The sequence below is a fragment of the Streptomyces sp. NPDC059037 genome, assembly GCF_042740015.1.
Lineage (GTDB): Bacteria > Actinomycetota > Actinomycetes > Streptomycetales > Streptomycetaceae > Streptomyces.
Map to the genome: position 1 here is coordinate 1 of NZ_JBHYIG010000283.1, position 12,509 is coordinate 12,509.

A 12,509-nucleotide genomic window follows, 5' to 3' on the forward strand; every position below is an offset into this window, starting at 1 on the left:
CTGTGGGTGGAGTCTCTTGGGCGGGTCAACTCCGGGCCGCGGACGGGCGAGACGAAGGGGATCACCGGGGGGATTCTGCACGAGCGGCAGTATCTGCACGGGGTGCGGGCGCAGGGGTTGCGGCTCGACGCGTTCGACGTGGCGTCGGCCGTGCGGGGCGTTCCGGCCGCGGGGGCGGCGGGAGCCGGGCGCCCCGGCCTCTACCGGGGCACCCTCGATCTCCGCTCCCCCGGGGACGCCTCCCTCGAACTCCCGGGCTGGACAAGGGGGTTCGTATGGCTGAACGGCTTCAACTTGGGCCGGTACTGGACGGTGGGCCCACAGACCTCGCTGTACGTCCCCGGGCCGGTGCTGCGGGAGGGGGCCAACGAGGTGTGGGTGCTGGAGCTGGCGAGGGCGGGGGGCCGGGTGGAGCTGGGCTAAGGGGGGGGTGGGCCCGGCGGGGGGCACCCCAACCCCCCCCCCCACCACCACCCCCCCCCCCCGCCCGCCCGGAACCAGCGTTCGGCTCAGGGCGCGGGGATGTTCTCCAGGCTCTTGTACGGGAAGTAGCGCTGCACGCCGAGCCGGGCTCCGACCGGGGTGACGCCGTCCAGGGCGCCGACCATGGTGCGCAGCTCGCTCGAACCCTCGCCCTGGGCGAAGCGCTCCCAGGCCGGCATGTCCTCCCACTCCGCGTAGTTGAGCACCCGCCGGCCGTCCTTGCTCGCATGGAAGTGCGCTCCCAGCAGTCCGGCGGGACGGATCCGCTCCAGCTTCTCGATGACCGCGTCGCTCAGGGCGCGCTGGCTCTGCGGCCCCTCGGTCTCGAAGGTGGGCGTGACGAGCGCACCCGGGCGTCGGCCCGCGCTCTCCTGCGGTACGTAGCTGCGGTGCAGCGCATAGCGCACGACGCCGGGGCGTTCGATGCCGGGCACGGTCTCGTCGACCCTGCCGATGGCTGCGGGGCGCCGCGTGCGCACCCACTCCCGATGGGCGTCGTCGTCCGTCCACTGCGCGTAGTTGAGGACTTCGCCGCCGTCCTCGCTCAGGAACGTGGTGAGCGAGAGCATCGCGTCCGGGCGCTCCTGGCGTTCCCACTCCCCGATCACGAGGTCGGCGGCACGGCTCTGGACGTCCGGTGACGGCACGATCCAGGAGCTGACGAGTATGGTGCCGGCGTCCCTGCGGCGGACGTCGGGGAAAGCGGTCGCTGTCGGTGCGGGCATGGTTGCGTCCTCCTGAGCCTTCGTGGCGCGGTCGACACAGAGCCTCGTACCTGAAGCGAGGTTGAGGTCAAGCGGGGGGATCGCCCTCGGGATGGCGATCCCCTGGGGCGCCTGGCTGGCGGACCAACTGGCGGACCAACTGGCGGACTAACTGGCGGACTTCTTGTTCTTGTTGAACTCCGCCACGTTCCTCTGCTGCTCCTCGAAGCTCGACGTGAAGCGGGTGTCGCCCGGCTTCACCGTCACGAAGTACAGCCAGTCGCCCTTCGCCGGGCTCGTCGCCGCACGCACGGCCTCCTCGCCGGGGTTGCCGATCGGGGTGGGCGGCAGACCCATGCGCACGTAGGTGTTGTACGGGCTGTTGATCTTTGTGTCGCTGTCGCGGGTGTCCAGCGTCGACCGGTTCAGGGCGTAGTTGATCGTCGAGTCCATCTGCAGGGGCATGCCCTGGTCGAGGCGGTTGTAGATGACCCGGGCCACCTTCCCCATGTCCGCCTTGGAGCCGGCCTCGGCCTCGATCAGGCTCGCGACGGTGACGGTCTGGTAGACGTTCACCGCGTTCCGGTCGGCACCCGCCGTGACCTGGCCGCCGTTGAACCTCTTGGTCGCCGTGTTCACCATGTACGACAGGACGGACGCCGGAGTCGACTGGGAACTGATCGGATAGGTCGCCGGGAAGAGATAGCCCTCGGGGTTGCCGCCCGCGTCGCCGGGGAGTTTGAGGTCGGCCTTGGGCAGGCTCTTCTTCGTGGTGCCGGACGGCACCCCGAGCGCCTTGTCGATGGCGCCGTACACCTGGCCCGAGCGCCATCCCTCGGGGATGGTCAGCGACTCGGGGCGAGCGTTGTCGTCCGGCAGGAACAGCGGCACCGCCACGGCGGTGGCGGCCACGACGGCTCCGGTCACGATCAGGGCGATCCGGCCCCGACGCGTCAGTCGAATCGCGCCCCGGCGCGGAGTCTTGGTCTGCAGCATGCGGGCACGGTATACCACAAATGCGGACATTCCATGCATATCTTCATGTCGCTGGCTCCAGTTGGGCGTCTCTGCGGACCAGGGCGGCGTAACGGCCGTCCCGCTCCAGGAGCTCCTCGTGGCTGCCGCGCTCGGCGGTCCTGCCCGCGTCGAGGACGACGATCTGGTCGGCGCCGCGGACCGTCGAGAGCCGGTGGGCGATGGTGAGCGTCGTCCGATCGGCGGACAGCGCGTCGATGGCTTCCTGCACGGCGTGCTCGGTGTGGGTGTCCAGGGCGCTGGTGGCTTCGTCCAGGATGAGCACGGGCGGGTCGCGCAGGATCGTACGGGCGATGGCTAGGCGCTGTTTCTCGCCTCCGGAGAAGCGGTGGCCGCGCTCGCCGACGACGGTGTCGTACGCATCGGGCAGGGACGCGATGTGGTCGTGGATCTGGGCGGCGCGGGCGGCCGCGATCAGCTCCTCGTCGGTGGCGTCGGGCTTGGCGAAGCGCAGGTTCTCGGCGACCGAGGCGTGGAAGAGGTACGTCTCCTGGGAGACGACGCCGACCGCGCGGGCCAGCGTGTCGAAGTCCAGGTCGCGCACGTCGACGCCGTCGATGGTGACGCGGCCGCCCGTCACGTCGTACAGCCGTGGCACGAGGTAGCTGAGCGTCGACTTCCCTGAGCCGGTGGGGCCGACGACAGCCAGGCTGCCGCCCGCGGGGACGGTGATGTCGATGCCGTCGAGGATCGGGCGGCTGCGGCCTTCTTCCGTCTCGCCGTCCGCGTCGTAGCGGAACTCGACGCCCTCGAAGCGGACCTCGCCCTTGATCTTGTCGAGGCGCACGGGGCGCTCCGGCTCGGTGATGTCGATGGGCAGGTCCAGATACTCGAAGATGCGCTGGAAGAGCGCGAGCGAGGTCTGGATCTGTACGCCGGTGGAGAGCAGGCTCACGGTCGGCCGGAACAGGCCCTGCTGGAGCGAGACGAAGGCGACGAGCGTGCCGATCGAGACCGTCGGGCCGCCGAGCTGGAAGGCGAGGCCCGCGGTCCAGTAGATGACGGCGGGCATGGCGGCCATGACGATCGTGATGACGGCCATGCGCCAGCGCCCCGCCATGTTCGACCGGACCTCGAGGTCGACCAGTTGCTCGGACTCGTCGGCGAAGGACTTGGTGAGCGAGTCGGCGCGGCCCATGGTGCGGCCGAGCAGGATGCCGCTGACGGAGAGCGACTCGGTGACCGTGGCGGCCATCGCGGCCATCTGCTTCTGGCGCTGCGTCGCGATCTTCTTGCGCTCGCGGCCGACCCGGCGGCTTATCCACACGAACACGGGCAGCAGGAGCAGCGAGACGACGGTGAGGCGCCAGTCGAGGGCGAGCATCGCGACGATGGTGGCGACGACGCTGGTGAGGTTCGAGACCAGGGACGTGGCGGTGGAGGTGACCGTCGCCTGCATGCCGCCGATGTCGCTGGCGATGCGGGACTGGACCTCACCGGTGCGGGTCCTGGTGAAGAAGGCGAGCGACATGCTCTGCAACCGGCCGTAGACGGCCGTGCGCAGGTCGTGCATGACGCGCTGGCCGACCGTCGTGCTGATCAGTGTCTGCAGGACGCCGAAGACGCTGGTGACGACAGCGCTGAGGATCATGCCGAGGGCGAGCAGGCTCAACAGGCCCGTCCGTCCCTGCGGGATGGCGGTGTCGAGGATTTCCTTCAACAGGAAGGGGGTGGCGACCGAGACGAGCGACGCGGCGCCGACCAGGAGGCCGACGATCGCGAGGCGGCCGCGATAGGGGCGGAAGAGGCGCAGGATGCGGCGGATCTGCCGCGGCTGCTCCTCTTGGCCCGGGACCAAGGGCGGCTGCGGTGTCCACCGGGGTTCGTCGTGACGCATGGGCTCCTACGGGAGGTGAGGCGGCCGTCGGCTCGCGGGCCGCCCCTGACGGACGGTCCACGAGCCGACGATGACTGATGGAGCATAGCTCACTGTTACCTATACTCACAATGCACAAGGTCCTGATAATGTTCCCGCATGAACACCCCGGACGCCGACGGCCTGCTCGCCGAACAGCTGCTGCGGCTGACCCGCAGGCTGCACCGCATCCAGAAGCGCCATCTGGTGCCGATCGGCATCACCCCGGCCCAGTCCCGTCTGCTGCGCACCCTCGCGCACTGCGAGACGCCGCCCCGCATGGCCGACCTCGCCCAGCGCCTCGAAGTGGTGCCGCGCGCGGTGACGAGCCTGGTGGACGGCCTGGAGGCGAGTGAGCTCGTCCGGCGCGTGCCCGATCCCACCAACCGCCGGGTGATCCGCATCGAGCTCACCGACGCCGGACGCGGTGCGCTCAGGGAGCTGCGCAGCGCGCGCCGGGCCGCCGCAGAGGACATCCTTGCTCCATTGGACGCCGAGCAGCGCACCCAGCTCGGCGGCCTGCTGAACGCGCTGTTCGATGTGCCGGACGTCCGCCGCCGCTGAGACCGTCGCCGACGCCGCCGGCCCCGCCGCCACCGCCGACCTCGCCGAGGAGAGCCCATGCCGCTGCTGGAGCCGAAGCCGCAGGCCTTGCGCCCGACGTCGCGCACGGAGGGACCGGCGCCCGACCGGGTGCCGGACCGGCGGTCCACGGGCACTCCGGAGCCGCTGCGCTCGGAGCTTTCCGCGCTGCTCGGCCCCGACAAGGTCCTGACGGGCATCTCCGACCTGGTGCGGTACGCGTCCGATGCGAGCCCCTACCGCTTCGTGCCGCAGGTGGTGGTCGTCGCACAGGACATCGACGACGTCTCCGCCGTCCTGTCGTACGCGCACGGCAGGAGCCGCGAGGTCGTCTTCCGCGCGGCGGGCACCTCGCTCAACGGCCAGGCGCAGGGCGAGGACATCCTGGTCGACGTGCGTGAGCACTGGGCGGGCGTCGAGGTCATCGGCGACGGGGAGCGGGCGCGGCTCGGCCCGGGGACGACGGTCGTGCGGGCCAACGCCACGCTCGCCCGGCACGGACGCGTGCTCGGCCCCGACCCGGCGAGCGCGATCGCGTGCACGATCGGCGGGGTCGTCGCGAACAACGCCTCCGGGATGACAGCGGGCACCACCCGCAACTCGTACCGCACGGTCGCATCCCTCACCTTCGTCCTGCCGACGGGCACGGTCGTCGACACGGCGGAGCCGGACGCCGACGAGCAGTTGGCGCACGCCGAACCCGCCCTCTGCGAGGGCCTGTTGGCGATCAAGCGCGAGATCGAGGCGGACCCGGAGCTCACCGCCCGCATCCGCGCCAAGCACGAGATCAAGAACACGAACGGCTACCGCCTGGACGCCTTCCTGGACGGCGCCACGCCCGTGGAGATCCTGCGGGGTCTGATGGTGGGCTCCGAGGGCACCTTCGGCTTCATCTCCGAGGTCGTCTTCGACACGCTCCCGCTGGACCGCCGGGTGACCACGGGCCTGCTGTTCTTCCCGTCCCTGCCGGCCGCGGCCGCGGCGGTCCCGCTGTTCAACGAGGCGGGCGCGCTGGCCGTCGAGCTGATGGACGGCAACACACTGCGCGCGTCGACCCGTGTCGCGGGGGTGCCCGCCGACTGGGGGCGGCTCCCGAAGTCGACGGCGGCGCTCCTGGTGGAGTTCCGCGCACCGGACGAGGCGCGTCAGGAGGCGTACGAAGCTGCGGCCGCCCAGGTCGTCGAGGGGCTGGAACTGGTCGCGCCGGTCGCCTCGGTGACGAACGCGTTCACCCGCGACGCGAAGACGATCGGGGGCTACTGGAAGGCACGCAAGGCGTTCGTGACGGCTGTCGGCGGTTCGCGTCCCTCCGGGACGACGCTGATCACCGAGGACTTCGCGGTGCCGCCGTCCCGACTCGCCGACGCCTGCGAGGCCCTTCTCGATCTCCAGACGCGGCACGGCTTCGACGCGGCCGTCGCGGGCCACGCCGCACACGGCAATCTGCACTTCCTGCTCGCCTTCGACGCGGGAAAGCCGTCGGACGTGGAGCGCTATGCCGCGTTCATGGACGACTTCTGCCGGCTGACCGTCGAGCGCTTCGACGGTTCGCTGAAGGCCGAGCACGCGACGGGGCGCAACATCGCACCCTTCCTGGAGCTCGAATGGGGCGCCAAGGCCACGGAGTTGATGTGGCGCACGAAGCAGGTCATCGACCCGGACGGGGTGCTCGCGCCGCGCATCGTCCTGGACCGCGACCCGAAGGCGCACCTCCGGGGTCTGAAGACGATCCCCAAGGTGGAGCTGATCGCGGACCCGTGCATCGAGTGCGGCTTCTGCGAACCGACCTGCCCCAGCGAGGACTTGACGACGACACCGCGCCAACGGATCGTGCTGCGCCGCGAGATGATGCGCCAGGCGGCGGGATCACCGGTCGAGGACAGCCTGGTCGACGCGTACGGCTATGACGCCGTGGACACCTGCGCGGGGGACTCGACCTGCAAGCTCGCCTGCCCGGTCGGCATCGACACCGGCGCGCTGATGAAGGAGTTCCGGCACGCGCGGCACTCCCCGCGCGAGGAGCGGGCGGCCGCGCTCGCCGCCAGGAACTTCAAGGCGGTCGAGGCCTCCGCACGCCTTGCCGTGGCCGCCGCCGACCGGATCAGCGACCGGCTCCTGACCACGGTGACCCGCGCCGCGCGCAAGGCCGTACGCCCCGATCTGATCCCCGAGTGGCTGCCGGTCATCCCCGGAGCCGCCGCCCGCAGGCTCCCGTACACCGCACGCGTGGGCGCGAGCGCCGTCTACTACCCGGCGTGCGTCAACCGCATCTTCGGCAGCCCCGGTGACCGCTCGCTGCCCGAGGCGCTGGTCGCCCTCTCCACGCGCGCGGGCAGGCCGGTCTGGATTCCGGACGATGTCGCCGGGACGTGCTGCGCGACGATCTGGCACTCCAAGGGGTACGAAGCGGGCAACACCGTCATGGCCAACCGCATCGTCGAGGCCGCCTGGGGCTGGACGGCGGGCGGCCGGCTGCCGCTGGTCGTGGACGCCTCGTCCTGCACGCTCGGCATCGCGCACGAGGTCGTGCCCCATCTCACCGCCGACAACCGGCAGTTGCACCAGGAGCTGACCATCGTCGACTCCCTCGTCTGGGCCGCCGACGAACTGCTCCCCCACCTGACGGTGTACCGCACGGTCGGCTCCGCCGTCCTGCACCCCACCTGTTCCATGAGCCACCTCGGCGACGAGGCGCAGCTGCGGACCTTGGCCGAGGCGTGCGCGGATGAAGTGGTCGTCCCGGACGACGCCGGCTGCTGCGCCTTCGCGGGCGACCGCGGGATGCTGCACAAGGAGCTGACGGAGTCGGCGACCCGCAAGGAGGCGGCCGAGGTCACGGCACGGGACTTCGACGCGCACCTCTCGGCGAACCGCATGTGCGAGGTCGGCATGGACCATGCGACGGGCCGTCACTACTACTCCGTACTCCTGGAGTTGGAGCGCGCGACCCGTCCGTGATGTCGCCCGGAGCCCGTCAGCCGGGACCGGTCAGTGCACGGCTTCGCGGTCGTGGTGCGGCCGGGAAGCCATGGGCTCGGCGCGCCGGCGGGCATGAGCGCGCCCCGGGCGGACCGGCCACCAGGTGCTGCGCCCGAGGATCGCGGCGAGCGCGGGCACCAGGACGATGGAGAGGACGAAGGCGGAGAGCATGATGCCCAGCGCCGTCGCGAAGCCGATCTGCTGGGTGCCGGGGTTGGAGTTGACGCCGAGGCTGCCGAAGGAGGCGGCGAGGACGACGCCCGCCGTGGCGATGGCGGGCGCGGTGTGGCGCACCGCGCGGGCGACGGCGGCGCGGGCCGGTCCCGGGTGTTCCATCTCCTCTCGGATGCGGTCGCTGATGAGGATGTTGTAGTCGGTGCCGAGGGCGACGACGAAGAGGAAAAGGACCAGCGGCAGAACGAAGTTGACGCCCGGCTCGTCGAGAAGGTGCTGGAAGACGAGGGCGGAGGCGCCGAGGGTCGCGGCGAAACCGAGACCGACGGCGATCATGAGGATGGCCGGGGCGAGCAGACTGCGGAGCAGGACGAGCAGGATGAGGGCGATCAGCGCGGCGGCGACCGGGAACACGATCCTCAGGTCGTGATCGACGGCGGTGGAGATGTCGGCGAAGATCGCGGCCGTGCCGCCGACATGGGCTTCGGTCCCGGCGGGGGTGTGGTCGGCGACGGTGTCGCGGACGGGTCCGGAGACGAGGTCGCGGGCCTGCTGGCTCTGGGTGTCGGCGGTCAGATAGAGGTCGATACGGGCGGCGGTGCGGTCGCCGTTGAGGGCGGTCTTGCCGACCTGGCCGACGCCCTTGACCTCGGCGAGGGCCTTGGGCAGGGCGCCGATTCCTTCGGCGGTGAGGGTGCGGCCCTCCTTGGCGGTGACGTAGACGGTGGTCGGGTCGGACACTCCGGCGGGCAGCGCGCGGGAGATCTCGGCGGCGGTGGTCGCGGCCGGGGTGTCGTGCTCACCGGTCGTCTGCCCGAAGTCCATCCGGATGCCGACAAGGCCGGCCGCGAGCGCTCCGAGCAGGGCGACGGAGGCCAGCACGAGGGTGAACGGGCGGCGGGCGACGAGATCGCCGAGGCGGGCGGCCGCGCCGGGCCGGGGCTCGCGCTTGAGGGAGCGTGAGGGCCAGAACATCTTGCGCCCGGTGACCGCGAGCAGCGCGGGCATCAGCGTGAGGCTGGCAAGGAGCATGACGAGCACCGCGACGGCGATCGCCGGACCGAGCACACGGAACTGTCCGAAGGTCGCGATCCCCAGCGTCGCGAAGGCGGCCACGATGGTGAGGGCGGCCGAGGTGATCGCGGTGCCGACGCGGGCGCTGACCTCGCCCGAAATGGTCCGCGCGGGCGCGTCGGGGTGGGCCCGCAGCTGTTCGCGGAAGCGGAAGAGGAGGAAGAGGAAGTAGTCGACGCCGATGCCGATCAGGACGACGCTGATCATGCTCGGGGTGGAGGGGTCGAGTTTGATGCCGGTGAGCATCGCGGCGCCGACGACCGCGCCCGCCGCCGCGCCGCCGATGATGACGACGGCGAGCAGCGGAACGAACGCGGCGAGCACGCTGCGGAACACCAGGATGTTGATCAGCACGATCAGGCCGACCATCAGGATGCCGACGACCTTCTCGGTGGTCTCCTCGGCGTCGCCGGTGTCGACGAGGTCCGCGAGACCGCCGGTGAATCCGGTGCGCATCCCGGCCTCGGCGAACTCGTCCTTCGCCTCGTCGCGGAAGGCGCGGTAGAGGTCGTGCAGACCGGGGTCCGTCGAGTTGCCCGTCAGTTGTACGGAGAGCAGCTCGAAGTCGCGGTCGGGCGCGACCATGGCGGGGCTGACCTCGGGCGTCTGGGAGTGGTCCTCGGTCAGGAAGGCGGGAGTGTCCTCCTTCGGCTCGGGCATCTCGACCCGCTGGCGGCCCAGTTTCTCGGCGACGGCGCCGACGCGGCGGTGGTCGGGTCCGGTGAGGGGCCTGCCGTCCTCGCGGGCGACGAGGACGGTCACCGTGTTGGCGTCGGGCTGCACCCCGAACCGCTCCTCGGCGATCTTCAGCGCGGCGGCCGAGTCGTACTTCGCGGGCAGGAAGTCGCCGCTCTGGGTCTCGGTGACGCGGTAGACCAGCGCCTGGCTGAGCAGCGTCAGGAACATGCCGATCACCGCCCAGAGGGCGATGACCTTCCATGGATTGCGGGTGGAGAACCCGGTCAGGGCGCGGATCACTTTTTCCTCCGGCAGTGGGTGGAGCGCCGGGTTCTCCCGGCCTGTGACCAGCTCATCAGCGCGGATCCGGCGATTCGTCCGAGCGCGGAACGAGAAGCGCACTGGGAGCAAGGGCCGTACGAGGCCACCGACCAGGACCGTGGTCCCAGACCGAGGATCGGACCGGAGGAGGGGGTGGATCCGAAAGCCGATGCCAGAATGGATCAAGACATGACAGTCGTGACGTACCGGCAGCGGCCGGCGCGGGCGGCTGGGGGGAGGACCAGAAATGTCGACGACGCGCCCTGCCGGTGGGGGCTCCGGGGCTTCGGGGGCTCCGCCGAGCGGCGAGACGCTGCCATGGACGCGCAACGACGGCCTGGTCGCGGTCGGGGCCGCGGCCCTGGATCTGATCGGCTTCACGCTCAGCAGCCATGCCGACCTCGGGTATGTCCCGGCGGCGGGGTTCGCGCTCCTCGTGGTGTCCGCGCTGCCGCTCCTCGCCCGCCGCCGCGCCCCGCTGTCGGCACTTGCGGCCGTCCTGGTGGTGAACCTGGTGCTGAACCTGACCGTTCCGGTCTCGCAGCACTTCAACATCACCGTCGTGGTCGCCCTCTACACGGTCGTGCGGTGCCGGGGCCGGGTCGTGACGGCGGCGGTGACGCCGGTGGCCGTGGCGATGCCGCTGGTGGGGCAGGCGCCGCCGCCGACCGTCGTGGACGTGCTGGCCAACGCGGCCACCGGGGTGCTCGTGCTCATCGGCGCGGCCGTGATGAACCACTGGCAGCGGGACATCGAGGCCAAGCGCCTGCTGCTCGCCGACCGCGCGGTGGCCGACGAACGGCGGCGCATCGCCAGGGAGTTGCACGACATCGTGGCGCACCACATCACCACCATGCAGCTGATGGCCGGGGGCGCCCGTGCGAACCTCGCCGGTGATCCGGAGGTGGTCAGGGAGGCGCTGGTCACCCTGGAGGGTTCCGGGCGGATGGCCCTGCGCGAGATGCGGCAGCTCCTTGACGTGCTGCGCGCCGGGGACGAATCGGAGGACGCGCCGACCGCCCCGCAGCCCGGGGTCGGGGACCTGGAGCGGATCGTGGCCGAGTCGTGCCGGGCCGGTCTGCCGACGGCACTGGAGGTACGGGGCGATGAGCGGCCGCTGCCGCCGAGCGTGGGCCTGACCGTGTTCCGGATCGTGCAGGAGGCGTTGACCAACGCGCGCAAGTACGCGGGCGAGGCGCGGGCGACCGTACAACTGACGTACGAACCGGACGGGTTGGCCGTGGAGGTGTCGGACGACGGCGCGGGCAGCGGCTTCGGGGGCTCCGCGTCGGGGTCCGGTTACGGGCTTGTCGGGATGCGGGAGCGGGTCGCGCTGTACGGCGGGACGCTGGAGACCGGTCCGCAGGACGAGGGCGGGTTCCGGGTGTCGGCCCGGCTGCCGCTGAAGGCCGAGGAGGGGGCGCTGCGATGAGCGAGACGGCAAGTGAGTCGGCGGACGGCTCGATGACTGGACGGACGATCAGGGTGCTGATCGCGGACGACCAGCCGCTGGTGCGGCGCGGCCTCGCGCTGATCCTTTCGCCCGATCCGGCCTTCGAGGTGGTGGGCGAGGCGGGCGACGGCGCGGAGGCGGTGGCCCTCGCGCACCGGCTGCGGCCCGACGTCGTCGTGATGGACATCCGGATGCCGGTCCTCGACGGAGTCGGCGCGACCGGGCAGCTCGCCCGGGAGCTGCCCGGGTGCCGGGTGCTCGCGCTGAGCACCTTCGACATGGACGAGTACGTGGTGGCGGCGCTGCGCGCGGGAGCCTACGGCTTTCTGCCCAAGGACATCTCCCCGGAGGAACTGGTCGCTGCGGTGCGCGTGGTGCACACCGGGGAGGCCGCGGTCGCACCCCGGCTGCTGACCCGGCTGATCTCCACGTACGTCAGGACCCCGCGCCGCCCGGAGCCGCCCTCCGTGAGCGTGAACGACCTGACCCCGCGCGAGCTGGAGGTGTGGCGGCTCATGGCCACGGGGCTCGACAACGCGGAGATCGCGGACACGATGGACATCAGCGTGTCGACCGTGAAGAACCACATCACCAGCGTCTTCGGAAAGCTGGGCGTCCGCGACCGTGCCCAGGCGGTGATTGCCGCGTACGAGACGGGTCTTGTCGCGGTGGGCGGCCAGGGGTAGCAGGGAGCGGCGCTGCGGATGGCAGGGAGCGGCGCTGCGGATAGCAGGGAGCGGCGCTGCGAAACAGCTGTTTCAGGCCTGCCGCGACGACGAGTCCCTGCACTGGGCGACAGAAGTCCAACTCTCTGGCCACTTCCGTCCCTTGCGCCTCCGCCGCACCCCTATCAGGGTGGCTTCCGCCCCAGTGGTAGAGACCAGCCGCCCATCGCTACGGAGGTCCCGATGCACGACGAGAACGCGACACCGGCCCCTGACGAGTCCGCCGAGGGCCACACGTCCTCCGACGGCCACTCCCGCCGCACCGTGCTGCGCACCGCCGGACTCGCCGGTGCCGGGCTCGGGCTCGGCGCCTTCACCGGCGGCACCGCCCAGGCCGACACCCCGCAGGGGGCCACCGCGGCCGCCGCCCAAGCGCCCCCCCGCCAGGGCCACACCAAGGTCGGCCTGCCCATCGAGCGGCGCACCACCGTGCCGGTCGGCATCGA

8 protein-coding genes and 2 pseudogenes are annotated in these 12,509 nt (G+C 71.4%); 6 read left to right on the forward strand and 4 right to left on the reverse strand.

Annotation, left to right across the window (positions count from 1 at the left end):
* A pseudogene (locus ACFWY6_RS37655) lies at nt 1-423 on the forward strand (beta-galactosidase); the annotation flags it as partial.
* Nucleotides 424-509: 86 nt separating this feature from the next.
* On the opposite strand, the gene ACFWY6_RS37660 reads toward ACFWY6_RS37655, so the two are convergent.
* From ACFWY6_RS37660 to ACFWY6_RS37670, 3 genes are all read right to left on the reverse strand, one after another.
* Complete coding sequence (locus tag ACFWY6_RS37660; protein WP_384700255.1) at nt 510-1,208, reverse strand: antibiotic biosynthesis monooxygenase; 699 nt, start codon at nt 1,206-1,208, stop codon at nt 510-512.
* A gap of 147 nt (nt 1,209-1,355) precedes the next feature.
* The gene (gene mltG / locus ACFWY6_RS37665) at nt 1,356-2,180 is read right to left on the reverse strand and encodes an endolytic transglycosylase MltG (RefSeq protein WP_384700269.1); all 825 of its coding nucleotides are present in this window, start codon (nt 2,178-2,180) and stop codon (nt 1,356-1,358) included.
* 46 nt (nt 2,181-2,226) lie between these two features.
* Complete coding sequence (locus ACFWY6_RS37670; protein WP_384700257.1) at nt 2,227-4,059, reverse strand: ABC transporter ATP-binding protein; 1,833 nt, start codon at nt 4,057-4,059, stop codon at nt 2,227-2,229.
* Nucleotides 4,060-4,197: 138 nt separating this feature from the next.
* Here ACFWY6_RS37670 and ACFWY6_RS37675 point away from each other — a divergent pair, with 138 nt between their 5' ends.
* Together ACFWY6_RS37675 and ACFWY6_RS37680 are read left to right on the forward strand one after the other, a co-directional pair.
* On the forward strand, nt 4,198-4,641 hold the full coding sequence (locus ACFWY6_RS37675) for a MarR family winged helix-turn-helix transcriptional regulator (RefSeq protein WP_384700259.1): 444 nt from the start codon (nt 4,198-4,200) through the stop codon (nt 4,639-4,641).
* A 57-nt stretch (nt 4,642-4,698) separates the two neighbouring features.
* Nucleotides 4,699-7,617: an FAD-binding and (Fe-S)-binding domain-containing protein gene (locus ACFWY6_RS37680; protein WP_384700261.1), complete on the forward strand. Its 2,919-nt coding sequence runs from the start codon at nt 4,699-4,701 to the stop codon at nt 7,615-7,617.
* Nucleotides 7,618-7,647: 30 nt separating this feature from the next.
* Here ACFWY6_RS37680 and ACFWY6_RS37685 read toward each other — a convergent pair whose 3' ends face one another.
* Complete coding sequence (locus ACFWY6_RS37685) at nt 7,648-9,864, reverse strand: MMPL family transporter (RefSeq protein WP_384700263.1); 2,217 nt, start codon at nt 9,862-9,864, stop codon at nt 7,648-7,650.
* Nucleotides 9,865-10,132: 268 nt separating this feature from the next.
* Here ACFWY6_RS37685 and ACFWY6_RS37690 point away from each other — a divergent pair, with 268 nt between their 5' ends.
* The 3 genes and pseudogenes from ACFWY6_RS37690 to ACFWY6_RS37700 all read left to right on the forward strand — a co-directional run.
* On the forward strand, nt 10,133-11,317 hold the full coding sequence (locus tag ACFWY6_RS37690) for a sensor histidine kinase (RefSeq protein ID WP_384700265.1): 1,185 nt from the start codon (nt 10,133-10,135) through the stop codon (nt 11,315-11,317).
* Complete coding sequence (locus ACFWY6_RS37695) at nt 11,314-12,024, forward strand: response regulator (RefSeq protein WP_384700267.1); 711 nt, start codon at nt 11,314-11,316, stop codon at nt 12,022-12,024. Before ACFWY6_RS37690 ends, ACFWY6_RS37695 begins: the two co-directional genes overlap by 4 nt.
* Before the next feature lie 222 nt (nt 12,025-12,246).
* Nucleotides 12,247-12,509 (forward strand): annotated as a pseudogene (locus ACFWY6_RS37700) (gfo/Idh/MocA family oxidoreductase); the annotation flags it as partial.

Excerpts from the sequence above, each read along its gene's own strand:
- ACFWY6_RS37675 (WP_384700259.1), top strand. The coding sequence starts at position 4,198 with ATGAACACCCCGGACGCCGACGGCCTGCTCGCCGAACAGCTGCTGCGG.
- ACFWY6_RS37695 (WP_384700267.1), top strand. The coding sequence starts at position 11,314 with ATGAGCGAGACGGCAAGTGAGTCGGCGGACGGCTCGATGACTGGACGG.
- ACFWY6_RS37660 (WP_384700255.1), bottom strand. The coding sequence starts at position 1,208 with ATGCCCGCACCGACAGCGACCGCTTTCCCCGACGTCCGCCGCAGGGAC.
- ACFWY6_RS37670 (WP_384700257.1), bottom strand. The coding sequence starts at position 4,059 with ATGCGTCACGACGAACCCCGGTGGACACCGCAGCCGCCCTTGGTCCCG.
- ACFWY6_RS37680 (WP_384700261.1), top strand. The coding sequence starts at position 4,699 with ATGCCGCTGCTGGAGCCGAAGCCGCAGGCCTTGCGCCCGACGTCGCGC.
- ACFWY6_RS37690 (WP_384700265.1), top strand. The coding sequence starts at position 10,133 with ATGTCGACGACGCGCCCTGCCGGTGGGGGCTCCGGGGCTTCGGGGGCT.